The organism is Arthrobacter ginkgonis, assembly GCF_039540195.1.
GTDB classification, from domain to species: Bacteria; Actinomycetota; Actinomycetes; order Actinomycetales; family Micrococcaceae; genus Zafaria; species Zafaria ginkgonis.
The window spans coordinates 809361-826673 of sequence record NZ_BAABEO010000008.1 but is presented as its reverse complement, the minus strand read 5'-3'; the positions used below and the strand labels follow the sequence as shown (position 1 = coordinate 826673).

Sequence of the window (17313 nt, the reverse complement as noted above, 5' to 3'; positions counted from 1 at the left end):
GGTCCGGCTCCCGTAGCCGGCCCACGCAAAAGGAGGACGACGGCGGAACGCAGGTTCCGCCGTCGTCCTCCTTTTGCGTGCCGGGAATACTCAGCCGGGGAGGCCGAGGGCCCACCCCGGGAAGGTCGCCGTGTACCAGGGCGGGTGCTCCGGGGCGGGGCGCACCACGTACCGCGGCCGGGCGGCGGCCTCGGCGCGGCGCCCCAGCCGCTCAACGTAGTCCTCCAGGGTCGCGTCGCCGAGCGCGGCCATCTCCTGCGCGGCCTCGGTGCCGAGGAAGCGCAGGTGCCACGGCTCGTAGCGGTACCCGGTGACCTGTTCCAGGCCGTCGGGGTAGCGGACGATGAATCCGAACTCCGCGGCGTGCGCGGCGACCCACCGCCCCGCCTCGGTGTCTCCGAAGCAGGCCAGCAGCGAGCACTCGCCGCTGGCCAGGCCCACGTCCGCGGCCCAGCCGGTCTGGTGCTCGCTGGTGCCGGGCCGGGCGGAGATCCGGGCCGCGTAGGCGGCCCCGTACTGGCGCGTGTAGCGGTCGTAGAGGGCCACCTGCTGGGCGTAGCTGCGGTAGGCGCTTTCGACCCGAAGGAAGTGGCCGGCGTCGGCGGCCGCGGCCAACAGGCGGTGCATGGCCTCCGCCGCCTCCGGGACCATCCGGTGGCCGGACCCGGCGTCGGCGAGCCGGGCCGGCTCGAAGTCCAGCGGTTCCAGCGGATGCGCGCCGTTGACCAGGACCAGGGTGGAGGAGGCCAGCGTGGTGGAGGCCGGTGCGGGGGACGCCTGCACTGGGGAATCCTGCGTTGGGGAATCCTGCGCTGCGGCGTCCGGGGAGGCGGGGTGCTGCGCGGTGGGGTCCTGGGCGGTGGGGTCCTGGGCGGAGGTGCCGCCGCCGTCGTCGTTCAGGTCCGCCGCGGCCGCGGGGATCGGCAGCAGTGCCGTGGCGAGCAGTGCGGCCAGTGCGAGGGCGGCACGTGTCCTGTACATCCGGGCCTTCGTTCGGGTGCCATGGGGCGGGTCTGGGGCGCGGGCCGTGGCGCGTCCCGCGCTCCCAAGCGTATCGGTCGCGGGGGTGCGGAGTCTGCACCGCCGCGACGCCGGCTCCGGGCGCACGGCCGCGAGGCGATATTGTGGTGGGGTGCTGATCTCCGACCGCGACATCCGGACCGAACTCGAAGCCGGGCGCATTGCTCTTGACCCCCTCGACCTGGAGATGGTCCAACCCTCCAGCGTCGACGTGCGGATCGACCGTTTCTTCCGCCTCTTCGACAACCACAAGTACGCGCATATCGACCCGTCCGAGGACCAGCCGGAGCTCACCCGCCTGGTTGAGGTCCAGGCGGACGAGCCGTTCATCCTGCACCCGGGGGAGTTCGTGCTCGGGTCCACCTACGAGACCGTGACGCTGCCCGAGGACATCGCCGCCCGCCTGGAGGGCAAGTCCTCGCTGGGCCGGCTGGGCCTGCTCACGCACTCCACCGCGGGGTTCATCGACCCGGGCTTCTCCGGGCACGTCACCCTGGAGCTCTCCAACGTCGCGACGCTGCCGATCAAGCTGTGGCCGGGCATGAAGATCGGCCAGCTGTGCTTCTTCCGGCTCACCTCCCCGGCCGAGTTCCCCTACGGCTCCGGAGAGTACGGCAGCCGCTACCAGGGCCAGCGCGGCCCGACGGCCTCGCGCAGCTTCCTGAACTTCCACCGCACGCGGCTGGAAGGCTAGCCGCCCCTTCCCTGGCGAAAAGTGACGCGTAAGTGCGGGTGTTTCCCGAATCCTGACGCGTTGGTGCGGGTGTTTTCCGGAAAAGTGTGTGCCCCTCGCTGGAACTTCGCCTCGCCGGCGGCCCACTTGCCCGCAAAAACCTGTGGATAACCGCTTTCGGCGTCCCGCCGAGGGGCAGGATGTCCGCATGAGCCAGCGAAGCCCCCTTCCAGACCCCTTGGCCAGCGGTGCCTTCACGGTCGCCGGCGCTGCGGCCGTCGGCGTGCCGAAAGGGCGCCTGCGTGCCGCCGACCTGGCGGCCCCTTACCGGGGGCTCCGGGTGCCGCGCGGCGTACCGCTGGACCTGCTGGAGATGCTGCTCCCGCTGCAGCGGATTGTCGCGCTCGGGGTGGCGTATCGCACCACCGCGGCCCGGGTCCACGGCATCCCGCTGCCGGCCTGGGCAGAAGAGATCCATCCCCGGATCGAACTCGCTGCCCCTCTCGGCTCGCCCCGCGTCTGCCGCCCGGGCCTCGGGGTTCGCAGGGTCATCATCCCGGACGCCGATGTCATGGACTTCGACGGCATCAGGGTGACGACGCCGCAGCGAACCTTCGCGGACCTGGCCTCCCTGCTGTCGCTGGCCGATACGGTGGCAGCGGGCGATCATCTGGTGTGTGCGCACGGTCCGGGCCATCCGGGGGAGCGTGAGGCCATGATGGGCTTGGAGGAACTGCGCCGCTACGTGGCCAGTCTCAAGGGCCGTCATGGGGTGGTGCGGGCTCGGGAGGCGGCAGGGCTGGTCAGGGTGGGTGCCGATTCCCCGCCCGAAACCAAGCTGCGGCTGGCGCTCGCCGAGGTGGGCCTGCCCGAACCCGCCTTGGGGCTGGTGGTCTGCGACGGCTTCGGGCGTCCGGTCCTGTTCCCCGACCTGGCCTTTCCCGACTACCGCGTGGCGGTCCAGTACGACGGCGGCCACCACCTTGCGTCCGCGCAGGCGGCTAGCGACGTCCGCCGCGAGTCGCGGACGCTGGTGCTGGGCTGGAAATCCGTGGTGGTGACACGCGCCGACGTCGTGGACGGGGACTATGCCCCGGCGGCCCGCAGGGTTCGGCAGGAACTGCGGCGCCGCGGATGGGACCCGATGGCTCCGGTCCGTCTGGCGGGGTAGCCCTCGCGGCGCGGCAACCGGCGCGATGCCGGCTTGGGCGGAAGTGCCCTGCACATCGTGGTTCATTCAGCGGACGAGCACGCCTCCGGAGCGGGTGGCGCCGTCGTCCTGCGCGGGCGGACCCGTGCCTGGCCGCGACACTATTCGGGACGGAACCCGCACTTAAGCGTCAGGATTCGGGAAACACCCGCACTTACGCGTCACTTTTCGCGGGGGAGCGCACCGGGAGCAGGAGCAGCAGTCCCGCCAGGAGCACCGCGACGATGCCCAGGATGCCGTAGCGCTGGGCCTCGCCCTCCGCCACGTGGGGCGCGGCCAGGGCGATCGCCGCGGCGAACAGCGTCGGGGCCAGGAAGCTGACAGCCCGCCCCGTGGTGGCGTACAGGCCGAAGAGCTCGCCCTCCCGGCCTGTCTTCGTCAGGCGCGCCAGGAAGGCCCGGGAGGAGGACTGGGCGGGGCCGACGAACAGGCACAGCAGCAGGCCGAACACCCAGAAGCCGGCCGCGCCGGGGGAGAGGAACAGGCCCGCCGCGGTGATCAGCAGCCCCACCAGGGACCCGACGATCACGCGCTTGGGCCCCACCCTGTCATCGAGCGCGCCGCCGATGACGGCCCCGAGGGCCGCGACCACGTTGCCGACGATCGCAAAGACAATGACCTCGGAGAGGGCGAACCCGAACGTCCCGGCCGCGATGACGCCGCCGAAGGTGAACACCGCAGCGAGTCCGTCGCGGAACACCGCGCTGGCCCCGAGGAAGAAGAGGGTGTGCGGCTCGGTGCGGGCCAGCGCCGCAATGGTGCGCCCCAGCGCCCGGTAGGAGGCCAGGATCCCGCGGCGGGCGGACCCGGCCGGGCGCGGCAGTTCGGGAACGGCGAAGAGCACCGGCAGCCCGAAGCCCAGGAACCAGACGGCGGAGAACACCGCCACCAGGCGCAGGTTCAGGGCGCCGTCCGCGGAGGCCCCCGGCCAGTCGAAGGCCGGCTGGACGAAGAGGACCAGCACCAGGGCCAGGGCGGCGATGCCGCCGAGATAGCCCATGCCCCAGCCGAAGCCGGAGATCCGGCCCACGGTGCGCGGGGTGGAGATCTGCGGGAGCATCGCGTTGTAGTTCACCGCCGCGAACTCCGCGAACACGCTGGACAGGGCGATCAGCGCGGCGCCGAGCAGCAGGTAGTCCGGGGAGGGGAACACGAAGAAGCAGGCGGCCGTGGCCAAAGCCACCAGCACCGTGTTCACGCCCAGCCAGTATTTCCGCCGGCCCCCGGCGTCGGAGCGCTGTCCGGTCACCGGGGCGAGCACGGCGATCGCGACGCCGGCGACGGCGAGCGCGTTGCCGAGCACCACCGAGTTGGCGTCCGTTTCGCCGAAGGATTTGCTGGTCAGGTAGACGGTGAACACGAAGGTGGTCATCACCGCGTTGATGGCCGCGGAGCCCCAGTCCCAGGAGGCCCAGGCCAGGACCTGCCGGGTGTTCGGCCGGCGGGGGGCGGAGGGAGCCGCTGTGGCGGCCGGCTGCTCGATCATGGCTGCATGGTAACGCTTTGGGCGTAATCCGGGCGGATGCGGCCGATTCGGCCGGGTGGCGTTTCCGCACCCTGTTAAGCTGGAGGCCAGCCCTTGACCACCTGCTTCGAGCCCATCCGTGCCTTGAACAGAACCCGGCCCCAGGAGATCATCGTGCTCGCCGTCCTCATCGCCCTCTTCGCGGTGGCCGCCGTCGCGCCCCTGATTTTCCGCCGAATGGGCCGCAGCACCTTCTACCTGCTGGGGGCGGTTCCGGCCGCCGGATTCGTCTGGCTCCTGCTGAATTTCGCCTCCTTCACGACGGCGGACCAGACCGCCGCCGACGGCGCCCCGAACGCCCCGCCTTCGCTCACCATTCCGTGGATCCCGAACCTGCAGGTGGAATTGGCATTCCGCATGGATGCGCTCTCCGCGGTGCTGTGCCTGCTGGTGCTCGGCGTGGGCGCGCTGGTGCTGGTCTACTGCGCCCGCTACTTCAAGAACGAGGACGCCAACATCGGCCCGTTCGGCGCGCAGCTGCTCGCCTTCGCCGGCGCCATGTTCGGCCTGGTCACGGCCGATGACCTGATCCTGCTGTTCATCTTCTGGGAACTGACCACCATCCTGTCCTACCTGCTGATCGGCTTCGCCCGGGGCCGCATCTTCGCCCGCCGCTCGGCGTTGCAGGCCCTGATGGTGACCACCTTCGGCGGCCTGGTCATGCTGGTGGGCCTGGTGATGCTCGGCTCGGCGGCCGGGACGTACCGGATTTCCGAGATCCTGGCCCAGGCCGCCGCCGGCGCGCCCCAGCTGGCCGGAACCTTCGTGGACGTGGCCATACTGCTGGTGCTCGTCGGCGCGGTCTCCAAGTCGGCGCTGGTCCCGTTCCACTTCTGGCTCCCCGGGGCGATGGCCGCCCCGACGCCGGTCTCCGCCTACCTGCACGCGGCGGCCATGGTGAAGGCCGGCGTCTACCTGGTGGCCCGGCTGGCCCCCGGCTTCTCCGACACCGCCAGCTGGCAAACGACGACGGCGGTGCTGGGCCTGCTCACGATGCTCGTGGGCGGCTGGCACGCGCTGAAGCAGACCGACGTGAAGCTGGTGCTCGCCTACGGCACCGTCTCGCAGCTGGGCTTCCTGATCCTGGTGGTGGGCCAGGGCACGGCGAACGCGGCGCTGGCCGGCCTGGCCCTGATGCTCGCGCACGGTTTCTTCAAGGCTGCCCTGTTCCTGGTGGTCGGCATCATCGACCACCAGACCGGCACCCGCGACCTGCGCCAGCTCTCCGGACTGTGGCGCACCGCGCCGACGCTGTTCGCCGTGGCCGCGCTGTCCGCGGCCTCGATGGCCGGGCTGCCCCCGCTCTACGGCTTCGTCGCCAAGGAAGCCGTCTTCGAAACGCTGGTCCAGGAGGCCGGGCACGGCGCGGGCGGCTGGGTCCTGGCCGGCGTCGTCGCCGGCTCCGCGCTGACCGTGGCCTACAGTGCCCGCTTCGTGTGGGGCGCGTTCGCCACCAAGCCCGGCCTCAAACCGACAGCGTTCAAGCGCCTGCCCGGCCTGTTCCTGGCCTCGCCGATGGTGCTGACGGCCGCCAGCGTGGTCTTCGGGTTCGTCCCGGGTCCGCTGGAGGACGCGATCGCCCCCTACGCGGCGCTGTTCCCGGCCCCGGCCGAACCGATCCACCTGGGCCTGTGGCACGGCTTCACCCCGGCGCTGGGGCTGAGCGTGCTGGCCATGGCCGCCGGTGCGGCCCTGTTCGCGCTGCGCACCCCGGTCGCAAGCCTCCAGGACGTGGTGTATCCGGCCCTGGATGCGGAGCGGACCTACCGCAACATCATCGGCGGCACCGACAACGTCGCGGTCTGGGTCACCGGCCGCACCCAGCGCGGTTCGCTGGTGTTCTACCTGGGCGTGATCCTCACCGTGGCGCTGGTGGTGCCGGCGTTCGCCGCGATCCGCTTCGACACCCCCGTGCCGACCTCGCTGATCTGGTTCGACACTCCCGCGCAGCTGGTGGTCGGGGTCTGCATGGCGGTCGGGGCGATCGCCGCGGTGCGGGCCAACCGCCGCTTCCTGGCCGTGCTGATGGTCTCCGTCACCGGGTACGGCATGGCCCTGATCTTCGCGCTGCAGGGAGCGCCGGACCTGGCGCTGACCCAGCTGCTGGTGGAAACCATCGTGCTGGTCGCGTTCGTGCTGGCGCTGCGCACGCTGCCCGTGGAATTGTGGACCACCAACCCGTCCGGGCACAGGTTCCTGCGCGCGCTGCTGGGCGTCGCCTTCGCCGCGGCCATGATCTACATCGCCGCGACCGCCATGGCCTCGCGCACCGCGGCCCCCATTTCGCTGGACTTCCCCGAGCTGGCCTACTACGGGGGCGCGGGCAAGAACATCGTCAACGTGACCCTCGTGGACCTGCGCGCCTGGGACACGTTCGGGGAGATCACCGTGCTCGCCGCCGCCGCCACCGGCGTCGCCAGCCTGATCTTCGTGCGCGGCCGCGGCGACAAGCGCCGGACCACCGCGGACATCGCCAGCGGCAGCATCGACCGCGGCTCCGAGTCGATCCACGCCCCCCGCCGCGACGCCGCCGCGCTGCGCGTGGCCCGCAGCTTCGCGCTCTCCCAGCGCGAGGCCTGGCTGGTGGCCGGGCGGACGCTGGCCCCGGAACGGCGCTCGATCATCATCGAGGTGGTCACCCGGCTGATCTTCCACACCCTGCTGCTGTTCTCCATCTACCTGCTGCTGGCCGGGCACAACAGCCCCGGCGGCGGATTCGCCGGCGGCCTGCTCGCGGGCCTGGCCATGACCATCCGCTACCTGGCCGGCGGGCGCTTCGAGCTGGCCGAGGCCACCCCGGTCAGCCCCGGCACCCTGCTGGGGCTGGGGCTGGCGATCGCCGGGTTCACCGCCATGCTGCCCCTGGCGTTCGGCGGCCAGATCTTCCAGTCAGCGGTGTTCGAGTTCTCGCTGCCGCTGTTCGGGGACCACAAGTTCGTCACCTCCACGTTCTTCGACATCGGCGTGTACCTGGTGGTGGTCGGCCTGGTCGCCGACGTGCTGCGCAGCCTGGGCGCGGAGATCGACGAACGCACCGAGGGGCGCAGCCCCACCGCGCCGCACGCGGAACCCGAGGACGAGGAACTGGAGGCGGCCCGGTGACCGTGAACGTGACCCTGCTGGCGGTGATGGGCGTCCTGTTCGCCACCGGCATCTACCTGCTGCTCGAGCGCAGCCTGACCCGGGTGCTGCTGGGCATCGTGCTGATCGGCAACGGGGCCAACCTGCTGATCCTGGCCACCGGCGGCATTCCCGGCCTGGCCCCCCTTTACGTGGCGGGCACCCCCGCCGAGGACTACAGCGATCCGCTGCCGCAGGCGCTGATCCTCACCGCGATCGTCATCACCTTCGCGGTCACCGCGCTCCTGCTGGCCATCATCTACCGCTCCTGGGTGATCGCGCGCCGTGACGAGGTCGTCGACGACGTCGAGGACCGCCGCGTCGCGGCCCAGCCCAGCTTCGACCCCGAGGAGGACACCGAGATCCCGCTCGAAACCACCGAATTCGACCCCACGGAACTCCCGTCCGCAGCGGACGACGCCGGCACGCTCGCCGGCGAGGCCGGCACCGGAGGGCAGCGATGAGCGCCCCGCTGGCCGCCGTCTCCTTCGCCCCCCTTGCCGTCGCCCTGCCGCTGCTCGGCGCCGCGCTGGCCTTCGTGCTGCGCCGGCACACCGGCGCCCAGCGCGCGGTCACCATCTCCACGCTGGTGCTGACGCTGGCGCTGGAGACGTGGATGCTGGTGGGCGCCTGGCGCCACGGGGCCCAGGCCGTGCTGCTCGGAGGCTGGGCGCCCCCGTGGGGCATCTCCATGGTCGTGGACGAGTTCTCCTCGCTCATGCTGGTGGTCTCCACCTGCGTGAGCCTGGCCGTGCTCCTCTACGCCACCGGCCAGGGCATGGCCGACGGGGACGAGGACGGCCCGATCTCCGTGTTCCACCCGACCTACCTGATCCTGGTCGCCGGCGTCTCCAACGCCTTCCTCGCCGGGGACCTGTTCAACCTCTACGTCGGCTTCGAGATCCTGCTGACCGCCTCCTACGTGCTGCTGACCCTCGGCGGCACCACGGCGCGCATCCGCGCGGCGGTGACGTACGTCGTCGTCTCCGTGGTCTCCTCGGTGCTGTTCCTCCTGGCGATCGCCATGATCTACGCGGCCACCGGAACGGTGAACATGGCGGACCTGGCGATCAAGCTCGGACAGATCGACTACGGAACGCAGGTGGTGCTGCACCTGATGCTGTTCGTGGCCTTCGGCATCAAGGCCGCCGTCTTCCCGCTCTCCTTCTGGCTGCCCGACTCCTACCCGACCGCGCCGGCCCCGGTGACCGCGGTGTTCGCCGGCCTGCTCACCAAGGTGGGCGTCTACGCGATGGTGCGCACCGAGACGCTGCTCTTCCCGGGGGACCGGATCAACACCCTGCTGATGGTGGTGGCGCTGCTGACCATGCTGGTGGGGATCCTCGGCGCGATCGCGCAGGCGGACATCAAGCGTATGCTCTCCTTCACCCTCACCAGCCACATCGGCTTCATGGTCTTCGGGCTCGCGGTCGGGAACGTGGTGGGGCTGGCCGCGGCGGTGTACTACGTGGTGCACCACATCATCGTGCAGACCTCCCTGTTCCTGGTCACGGGCCTGATCGAGCGCCGCGGCGGCACCTCCAACGTGGACCGGCTGGGCTCGCTGGCCCGGCTGTCCCCGGTGCTGGCGGTGCTCTTCTTCCTCCCCGCGATGAACCTGGCCGGCATCCCGCCCTTCTCCGGGTTCCTCGGCAAGCTGGGGCTGATCCAGGGCGGCGTGGAACTGGACACCCCGCTGGGCTGGGTGCTGGTGGGCGGCTCCGTGGCCACCTCGCTGCTCACGCTGCTGGCGGTGGCGCGCGTCTGGAACCGGGCGTTCTGGCGCAAGGCCGAGGACGCGGAGAACCCCGACCCGCTGCTGCTGGTCACGGCCGCCGACGGGTCCCCGATCACCACCTACCGCTCCGTGGCCAACTCCGGTAGCCGCTTCAGCGGCCGCGGGGACACCGCCCTGCTGCCCCGCGGCATGGTCGGGCCCACCGCCGGCCTGGTGGCCCTGGGCGTTGCCCTGACGGTGTTCGCCGGCCCCCTGTTCCAGCTCAGCGAGCAGGCCGCGAGCCAGATGCTCGAGCGCACCCCGTACATCGAGGCCGTCTTCGGCGCCGAGGCGACCTACGAGCCCGGGAGCCTGAAGTGATCCGGCGCGGAGGCCGGCCCGGCGCGGGCGCCGCGCAGCAGGGGCCGCGTCTGACCTTCTGGATCGAACTGCCGCTGCTGGTGTGGATGGCCCTGGTCTGGGGGGCGCTGTGGCAGGACTTCTCCGCCGGCAACCTGGTGTTCGGCTTCCTGATCGCCCTGGTGGTCGTCAACGTGTTCCGGCTGCCGCCGGTGGAACTGAGCGGACGCTTCAACGTCTGGCGGGCCTTCGTGTTCGCGCTGGGGTTCCTCTGGGACGTGGTGCTGGCCAGCTTCCAGGTCTTCGCCCTGGCCGTGTTCCGCGGACCGCGCGTGCGCAGCGCCGTGGTCGGCGTGCGCCTGCGGACCCGTGACGACCTCATGGTCACCGCCGTTGGCCATGCGCTGACCCTGGTGCCGGGCTCGTTCGTGGTGGAGGTGGACCGCGTCAGCTCCACGCTGTACCTGCACGTGCTCAACGTGAACACGCACGCCGAGGTGGAAAAGGTCCACAGCCACATCCTGGACATCGAGGCGCGGCTGATTCGCATCATGGGCACGCGCGAGGAGGTGGCCAGGATCGATGCCGAACGGGCAGGCCAGGCCTCCCCGCCGCCGCAGAACCACGATTTCACCCCGCCCGGCGGGATCACCGCAGGGGAGGAGGCGCCATGATGATCGCCGTCGCTTGGATCTGCGGGGTGCTGCTCTCGGTCGCCGCCGCGCTGGCCATCGTCCGGATCGCGCGCGGACCGTCCATCCTTGAGCGCGTGCTGGCGCTGGACGTGCTGCTGATGATCGTCGCCGCCGCGCTGTGCGTGGACATGGCGGTGAACAAGCACACGAACAACCTGGTGTTCGTGGTGGCCGCCTGCGTGATCGGCTTCATCGGCTCGGTGACGGTTTCCCGCTACGTGACCGACCGGAGGAACTCATGAGCGGCGCCCTGGACACCGTGCTCGAGGCCGTGGCGGGCGTGTTCCTGGTGGTGGGCTGCCTGATGTCGGTGGCCGCCGGCATCGGCATGCTGCGCTTCCCGGACCTGCTCTCCCGCATGCATGCGGCCACGAAGCCGCAGGTGCTGGGCCTGGTCCTGCTGCTGTCCGCGGTGGCGATCGAATTGCGCAGCTGGGCGCTGGTGCCGGTGCTGCTGCTGGCCTGGCTGCTGCAGCTGCTGACCGCACCGGTCAGCGCCCACATGGTGGGCCGGGCCGGCTACCGCACCAAGCACCTGAAGAAGGAGACGCTGCTCGTCGACGAACTGGACCAGGTCGTGGCCCGGGCGGCGCTGCAGGACGGGGCCGGAGCGGAGGGCCACGGACGCGAATCCTCCGGCCGCGAACCCGCCGGGCACGACGCCGGCCTGGACGCCGCGGGCCCTGACGGCGGTGCCGCCGCCGGTCCGGCCGGCACCTAGCCGGCCGGAGGGCGGAGGGCTAGGACTCGTCCGCGTCCTGGCCGAGGCGGGAGATCGCGAACCGGGTGCCGTGGCCGGTGAGGACCTCGATGGCGGCCCCCACGGCCGCGGAAACCATGGCGAAGGCCAGCACCTGGCGCAGCGAGGACTTCACGTTGGCCTCGGTGTCGCCTGGCCGCGGCGGCCTGGCGCCGGTGACCTTGGTCCAGACCAGTTCGACCACCTTGGCGCCGGCAAACCCGGCGGCGAGGGTCACAAAGGGTCCGGCCAGCTTGAGCAGTGTCTTCATCAACGGTTCTCCCAACTAGACGATGCCCAACCAGACAAAGGGCGGTACGGCCACAGCATAGCGTGGCTGTACTATGGCATGACTGAAACAAACGACAGGGGAGCGCCTGCGCCCGGCCCGTACGGCCGTGCAGCCAGGGCGCTGAGAGTGCGGATCGCCGCAGACCCTCGAACCTGCTCCGGCTAGTACCGGCGAAGGGAGTCGAGATCTCAGGGTGCAGCGGCACATGCCGCCGAATCCCTCCCCTCCTTGCCCTCAAGGAGGAATACATCATGGCCCACCCGGTCAACACCGTCCCCGCCGCACGCCGTTCCTGGCGCGTCGTCGACATCGTCGTCGCCGCCGTGATCGCGGTCGCCTCCGGCGTCATCTTCTGGGGCTGGAACCTTGCCTACGCCGGCATCGGCGGACTGTTCCTGTTCTTCCCGCCCGCATCCTCCGTGGTCACCGGCATGTGGCTGTTCCCCGCGGTCCTGGGCGCCCTGATCATCCGCAAGCCGGGAGCCGCCCTGTTCTGCGAACTCGTCGCCGCCGTCGTCTCCGCGTTCCTGGGTTCCCAGTTCGGCCTGACGGTCCTGGCTTCCGGCCTGATCCAGGGCCTGGGAGCGGAACTGGTCTTCGCGCTGTTCCTCTACCGGCGCTGGGACCTGGTTACCGCCCTGCTCGCCGGCGCCGGCGCCGGCCTGTTCGGTGGCATCAACGACGCCTTCATCTTCAACTGGTTCCCCGAATACACCACCGCCATGAAGATCGTGTACGTCGCCGGCACCACCCTCTCCGGCGTCGTCATCGCCGGCCTGCTGTCCTGGCTCGCCACGCGCGCCCTGGCCCGCACCGGCGCGCTGTCCGCGCTCGCCTCGCGCAAGGCCGCGCAGGAACCGGTGTTCGGCTAGGCCATGTCCGCAGACACCGGAACGACGGCGGCCGCCTCCGCGCCCGGCGGGGCCGGCGCCCGGCCGGAAGCCGTGGTGCCGGCCGCGGTGTCCGCGCGCGGGTGGGGCTGGCGCCACGCAGGCCGCTCCGCCCCCGCCATTAGGGGCCTGGACCTGGAGATCGCCCCCGGGGAGCGGGTCCTGCTGGTGGGCCCGTCCGGGGCCGGCAAATCCACCCTGCTGCACGCCCTGGCGGGAGTGCTGCACCACGACGAGGAGGCCGAGGACTTCGGCGACCTGCTCGTCGACGGCCGCCCGGCCGAGGCCTCGCGCGGGCGGGCCGGACTGGTCCAGCAGGACCCGGAAACCCAGGTGGTCCTTGCCCGCGTGGGGGACGACGTGGCGTTCGGGGCGGAGAACCTGGCCGTCCCGCGCGCGGAAATCTGGGACCGCGTGGCCGCGGCCTTGGATGCCGTGGGGCTGGACGTGCCGTTGGACCACCCGACGGCGCACCTGTCCGGAGGGCAGAAGCAGCGCCTGGCGCTGGCGGGGATCCTGGCCATGCGGCCGGGACTGGTGTTGCTGGATGAACCCACCGCCAACCTGGATCCCGCCGGCGTGCTGGAAGTCCGCGACGCCGTGATCGCCGCGGTGGCCGCCACCGGGGCGACCCTGGTGGTCGTCGAGCACCGCCTGGCCGCCTGGGCCGGGCACATGGACCGCGTGGTGGTGCTCGAACCCGGGGGAGGGGTGTCCCACAGCGGGACCCCCGAGGAACTGTTCGCCGAGGGCCCTGTCCGCACCGAACTGATCGAGGCCGGGGTGTGGGTGCCCGGGCACGTGCCGGTCGTCGAACGGGCGGCAGGCCGGCCGGACGCCACGCCGGGACCGGTCCTGCTTGCCGCCGCCGGCCTGGCGGTTTCCCGCGAAGCGTCCCGCCGCCGCCGGTCCCCAAAGGGTCGGCGCGCGGTGCTCTCCGGCGTGGACCTGGACCTGCGCGCCGGCGAGGCGGTCGGCATCACCGGCCCCAACGGGGCCGGCAAATCCACGCTGGCGCTGACGCTGGCCGGGCTGTTGGAACCGGCCGGCGGGCAGGTCCGTGCCGCGCCGGACCTCGCCGGCGGGCTGTCCCCGGACCCCTTCCGCTGGAAGGCCGGCGACCTGGTCAGCCGCATCGGCACCGTGTTCCAGGAACCGGAGCACCAGTTCGTGGCCTCCACCGTGCGTGAAGAGCTGGCCTTCGGACCGCGCCACGCGCGCCACCCGGGCACCGGGCGCCCGCTCTTCACCCCCGAGGAGGTGGAGCGGCGCGTGGACGAGCTGCTGGGCCGGCTCCGGCTGGGGCACCTGGCCGACGCCAACCCCTTCACCCTGTCCGGGGGAGAGAAACGCCGGCTCTCGGTCGCGACGGTGCTGGCCGCCGGCCCCAACGTGCTGGTGCTGGACGAGCCCACCTTCGGCCAGGACGCCAACACCTGGCGCGAACTGGCGCTGCTGCTGCGCGAGGAACTGGCCGCCGGCCGCACGGTCCTGGCCGTGACGCACGACGAGCACTTCACCGCGGCGTTGGGCGCCCGCACCGTCGCGGTCGGCACCGTCCCGGTTGGCATTGTCCCGGGCGGCAGTGGCGTGACCGGTGCCGGGGCGGCCGGTGCCGGTACGCCGGGACGGGATCCCGGGATCGCCGTCGCCGATGCCGCCGCCCGCAGCGTGTTGGGCCGCGCGAACCCGCTGGCCAAAATGGTCGCCGTGCTGCTGGTGACCGCGGGGCTGGTGGCCACGCTGGACTGGGTGAGCGCGTCCGTCGTGGTGGTCGCCTGCCTGGCCCTGCTGCCGCTCTCCGGGGTGGGACCGTTCGCGTTCCTGCGCCGGGCCTGGCCGCTGGCGGTGGCCGGGCTGATGGCGGCCTGGGGCACCGCGCTGGTCGGCAACGACTCCGGTGCGGTGCTGCTGGACCTGGGGATCTTCACGCTCACCGAAGGGTCGGTGGCCGCCGGCGCGGCGACCGGCCTGCGCGGTTTTGCCGTGGCGCTGCCGGCGGTGCTGGTGATGGCCTCCACCGATCCGACGGACCTGGCCGACGCGCTGGCCCAGAAGGCGCGGCTGCCGCACCGCTTCGTGCTGGGCGGACTGGCGGCGCTGCGGCTGCTGGGACTGCTGGCCGAGGAATGGCGGACGCTGGGCATGGCCCGGCGGGCCCGCGGCGTCGGTTCCCACGGCAGCGCCGGAGCTCGCCTGCGCGCGAACCTGGGGCAGGCGTTCGGGCTGCTGGTGCAGGCCATCCGGCGTGCGTCGCGGCTGGCCGTGACCATGGAGGCCAAGGGCTTCGGCGAGGGCCCGCGCACCTGGGCGCGGGCGTCCGTGTTCACCGGCCTGGACGCGTGGGTGCTGCTCGGCGGCGCGGCGGTCGGGGCCGCCGCGATCGGGGCCGCCCTGGCTGCCGGGACCTGGAACCTGGTCTGGAGCTAACCGGCCCGCGATTGGTCCGGAGCCGGAACCTGATTTGGGCGAAGGCAGCCGTCCGAGGCCTGCGTTTCGACGAACGTTGTTGCGGGTTGGAGGGCCTCAAACCCACAACAACCTTTGGCGAAACGCGGGGGGTCGGCGGAAACCTTCGGCGAAACGCGGGGTTCAGCGGATGTCGTCGACCATCCGGGCGAGTTCGGCGTGCAGTTCGCGGTCGCGGGGGATCTCCACCCCGTCGATCGAGTTGATCGGCGCCAGCAGCCGGACGCTGGAAACCAGCCAGACGGCGTCGGCGTCGAACAGGTCCCGCGTCTCCAGCGGGCCGTAACCGAGCTCCCACCCGGCGGCCTGCGCGGCGGCGAAGATCGCGCCCTGCGTCGTGCCGGGCAGAATGCCCGTCTGCAGGGTGGGGGTGACCAGGCGCTTGAGCGGCCCTTCGCGGTGGGCCAGCAGCACGGTCGAGGTGGCCCCCTCCAGCACGCGGCCGTCGCTGGAGACGAAGATGACGTCGTCGGCGCCCTGCGTGCGCGCGTGGCGCAGCGCCGCCATGTTCACCCCGTAGGAGAGCGTCTTGGCGCCCATGAGCAGCCACGGGGCGCGGTCCCCGGCATCCGAATCGTAGCCTCGGTCCAGGGTGATCACGGACAGCCCGGTCTCACGCTGGCGCTGTCCGAGCTCCGGGGCGGGGGAGACGGCCACCCACGCGGTGCCGTGCGCGGCGCCCTCGGGGCCCCGGGTGGCCACCAGCTTCAGCGTCGCCTCGTGGCGCGTGCCGGGGGTTTCCGCGTCGCCGGCGGCCGAGCGCGCGGCGTCGTAGGCGGCCACCGCCGTCTCCACCGCCGCCCGCCAGGCCGGCCCGGACGGGACGGCCAGTTCGCACATGGCCGCGGAGGACTCCAGCCGGGACAGGTGCGCCTCCAGCTTGCGGACGACGCCGCCGGTGTAGAGGAGGGTCTCGAAAACCCCGTCACCGCGCGTGACGCCCTGGTCCAGGACTGACAGCTGCGGTTGGGACGGGTCGGCGACGCGGCCGGCGGGGAACTCGGGGTCGACGAACACCAGAACAGTCATGGATCCACCCTACCGCCGGCGCCCGGCACCTCACGTGGGCCCGGCCACCGGTAGGCTGGGGGCAACGACTGCTGGGGAGGGGCCGCGTGTTCGACGCGTTCTTTGTGTGGGAATGGACGCCCACGTGGATTGTGGTGGTGTCCACCGTCCTGAACATATGCATCCGCGTGGTGATGCTGGGCGTGGTCCCCGGCAACCGGCGCCCCACCACCGCCATGGCCTGGCTGCTGGCCATCTTCTTCATGCCGCTGCTGGGGCTGGCGCTGTTCCTGATGCTGGGCAACTTCCGGCTGTCCCACCGGCGCATCCAACGCCAGGCGGAGGTCAACCGGCGCGTGCTCGACGCCACCCGGCACCTGGACATCGACGACACCGAGTACCACGCCCCGGAGTGGGTGAAGTCGTCGGTGGAGCTGAACCGCAACCTCGGCGCGTTCCCGATCCTGGACGGCAACTCCGTGGAATTCATCACCGGCTACAAGGAGTCGCTGCAGGCGATGACCAAGGCCGTGGAGGACGCCCAACGCTACGTGCACGTGCAGTTCTACATCGTCGGCGACGACCCCGAGTACATGTCCCCGTTCCTGGATGCGCTGGACGGCGCGGTGGCGCGCGGGGTGAAGGTGCGCCTGCTCTTCGACCACCTCGGAACCCTGCGCGTGTCCGGCTACGGGAAGCTGAAACGGCGGCTCGACGCCGGCGGGATCGAATGGCGGCCCATGCTGCCGCTGGCCCCGGTCAAGAAGCAGTGGCGCCGGCCCGACCTGCGCAACCACCGCAAGATCCTGGTGGTCGACGGCGAGGTCGCCTTCACCGGCAGCCAGAACCTCATCGAACCCAGCTATAAGCGCCCGGGAGCCCGCCGCGCCGGCCGCGAGTGGGTGGAACTGATGGCCCGGGTGCGCGGCCCGCTGGTGACCAGCCTGGACGTCGTGTTCGCCACCGACTGGTCCCAGGAGACGGACGAGAACCTGCTGCTGGACCTGGCCGAAGCACCCGATCCCCAGCCGCAGCCCCACGGGCGCATCATCGGCCAGATCGTGCCCAGCGGACCCGGGTTCGAGGCGGAAAACAACCTGCGCCTGTTCAACACCCTGATCTACTCCGCCACCGAGCGGCTGAGCATCACCAGCCCCTACTTCGTCCCGGACGACTCCCTGCTGTACGCGCTGACCACGGCGGCCCAGCGCGGCGTCGACGTGGAGCTGTTCGTCTCCGAAACCGGCGACCAGTTCATGGTCCACCACGCCCAGCAGTCCTACTACGGGGCGTTGCTGAAGGCCGGGGTGAAGATCTACCGCTACCGGACGCCGATGGTGCTGCACTCCAAGTGCTTCACCGTGGACAAGGAGGTGGCCGTGTTCGGCTCCTCCAACATGGACATGCGCTCCTTCTCGCTGAACCTGGAGGTGTCCGTGATGCTGCTCGGCCCCGAAATGGTCGCCGAGATCACCCAGGTGCAAAACATGTACCGGCACAATTCGGTCCGGCTGAGCCTGGAGGAGTGGAAGTCCCGCCCGGTGTGGAACCGGTGGGTGGACAACGTCGCCCGCCTCTCCGCCGCGCTGCAGTAG

The 17313-nt window shown here is 71.5% G+C and carries 15 protein-coding genes and 1 riboswitch; of the genes, 11 read left to right on the top strand and 4 right to left on the bottom strand.

Going from position 1 to position 17313, the window contains the following annotated elements; translation table 11 throughout:
• Positions 1 to 90: 90 nt before the first annotated feature.
• Positions 91 to 981 (bottom strand): M15 family metallopeptidase, encoded by an 891-nt coding sequence (locus ABD912_RS06395; protein WP_345149328.1) that lies wholly within the window; start codon positions 979 to 981, stop codon positions 91 to 93.
• A gap of 151 nt (positions 982 to 1132) precedes the next feature.
• Between ABD912_RS06395 and dcd the strand changes: the two genes are divergently transcribed.
• On the top strand, positions 1133 to 1714 hold the full coding sequence (gene dcd / locus ABD912_RS06390) for a dCTP deaminase (protein ID WP_345149326.1): 582 nt from the start codon (positions 1133 to 1135) through the stop codon (positions 1712 to 1714).
• Positions 1715 to 1901: 187 nt separating this feature from the next.
• Positions 1902 to 2864, top strand: a complete 963-nt coding sequence (locus ABD912_RS06385; RefSeq protein WP_345149324.1) for a hypothetical protein — start codon at positions 1902 to 1904, stop codon at positions 2862 to 2864.
• 193 nt (positions 2865 to 3057) lie between these two features.
• Here ABD912_RS06385 and ABD912_RS06380 read toward each other — a convergent pair whose 3' ends face one another.
• The gene (locus ABD912_RS06380; protein ID WP_345149323.1) at positions 3058 to 4389 is read right to left on the bottom strand and encodes an MFS transporter; all 1332 of its coding nucleotides are present in this window, start codon (positions 4387 to 4389) and stop codon (positions 3058 to 3060) included.
• A 153-nt stretch (positions 4390 to 4542) separates the two neighbouring features.
• Here ABD912_RS06380 and ABD912_RS06375 point away from each other — a divergent pair, with 153 nt between their 5' ends.
• Genes ABD912_RS06375 through mnhG form a run of 6 tightly spaced genes read left to right on the top strand, consistent with a single transcriptional unit; the run spans position 4543 to position 11041 of the window.
• A complete protein-coding gene (locus tag ABD912_RS06375; RefSeq protein WP_345149435.1) occupies positions 4543 to 7530 on the top strand; it encodes a Na+/H+ antiporter subunit A in 2988 nt (995 codons plus the stop codon).
• Positions 7527 to 8012 (top strand): Na(+)/H(+) antiporter subunit C, encoded by a 486-nt coding sequence (locus tag ABD912_RS06370; RefSeq protein ID WP_345149322.1) that lies wholly within the window; start codon positions 7527 to 7529, stop codon positions 8010 to 8012. The genes ABD912_RS06375 and ABD912_RS06370 overlap by 4 nt, the downstream gene beginning before the upstream one ends.
• Positions 8009 to 9646: a Na+/H+ antiporter subunit D gene (locus tag ABD912_RS06365; protein ID WP_425548024.1), complete on the top strand. Its 1638-nt coding sequence runs from the start codon at positions 8009 to 8011 to the stop codon at positions 9644 to 9646. The genes ABD912_RS06370 and ABD912_RS06365 overlap by 4 nt, the downstream gene beginning before the upstream one ends.
• The gene (locus ABD912_RS06360; protein ID WP_345149321.1) at positions 9643 to 10299 is read left to right on the top strand and encodes a Na+/H+ antiporter subunit E; all 657 of its coding nucleotides are present in this window, start codon (positions 9643 to 9645) and stop codon (positions 10297 to 10299) included. Before ABD912_RS06365 ends, ABD912_RS06360 begins: the two co-directional genes overlap by 4 nt.
• Positions 10296 to 10562, top strand: coding sequence for a monovalent cation/H+ antiporter complex subunit F (locus ABD912_RS06355; protein WP_345149320.1), 267 nt, complete (start codon positions 10296 to 10298; stop codon positions 10560 to 10562). Before ABD912_RS06360 ends, ABD912_RS06355 begins: the two co-directional genes overlap by 4 nt.
• Positions 10559 to 11041, top strand: a complete 483-nt coding sequence (gene mnhG, locus ABD912_RS06350; protein ID WP_345149318.1) for a monovalent cation/H(+) antiporter subunit G — start codon at positions 10559 to 10561, stop codon at positions 11039 to 11041. Before ABD912_RS06355 ends, mnhG begins: the two co-directional genes overlap by 4 nt.
• Positions 11042 to 11060: 19 nt before the next feature.
• Here mnhG and ABD912_RS06345 read toward each other — a convergent pair whose 3' ends face one another.
• Positions 11061 to 11330: a DUF4235 domain-containing protein gene (locus ABD912_RS06345; protein ID WP_345149317.1), complete on the bottom strand. Its 270-nt coding sequence runs from the start codon at positions 11328 to 11330 to the stop codon at positions 11061 to 11063.
• An 86-nt stretch (positions 11331 to 11416) separates the two neighbouring features.
• Positions 11417 to 11547, top strand: a riboswitch (TPP riboswitch).
• 55 nt (positions 11548 to 11602) lie between these two features.
• On the opposite strand from ABD912_RS06345, the gene ABD912_RS06340 reads away from it, so the two are divergent.
• Positions 11603 to 12223 carry an ECF transporter S component gene (locus ABD912_RS06340; RefSeq protein WP_345149316.1) on the top strand — a complete coding sequence of 207 codons (621 nt, stop codon included), beginning with the start codon at positions 11603 to 11605 and terminating at the stop codon, positions 12221 to 12223.
• 3 nt (positions 12224 to 12226) lie between these two features.
• The gene (locus ABD912_RS23535) at positions 12227 to 14671 is read left to right on the top strand and encodes an ATP-binding cassette domain-containing protein (protein WP_425548023.1); all 2445 of its coding nucleotides are present in this window, start codon (positions 12227 to 12229) and stop codon (positions 14669 to 14671) included.
• 162 nt (positions 14672 to 14833) lie between these two features.
• Here the strand turns inward: ABD912_RS23535 and ABD912_RS06325 are convergent, their stop codons facing one another.
• Positions 14834 to 15739: an aminodeoxychorismate lyase gene (locus tag ABD912_RS06325; protein ID WP_345149313.1), complete on the bottom strand. Its 906-nt coding sequence runs from the start codon at positions 15737 to 15739 to the stop codon at positions 14834 to 14836.
• Positions 15740 to 15825: 86 nt separating this feature from the next.
• Here ABD912_RS06325 and cls point away from each other — a divergent pair, with 86 nt between their 5' ends.
• A complete protein-coding gene (gene cls, locus ABD912_RS06320; RefSeq protein WP_345149310.1) occupies positions 15826 to 17313 on the top strand; it encodes a cardiolipin synthase in 1488 nt (495 codons plus the stop codon).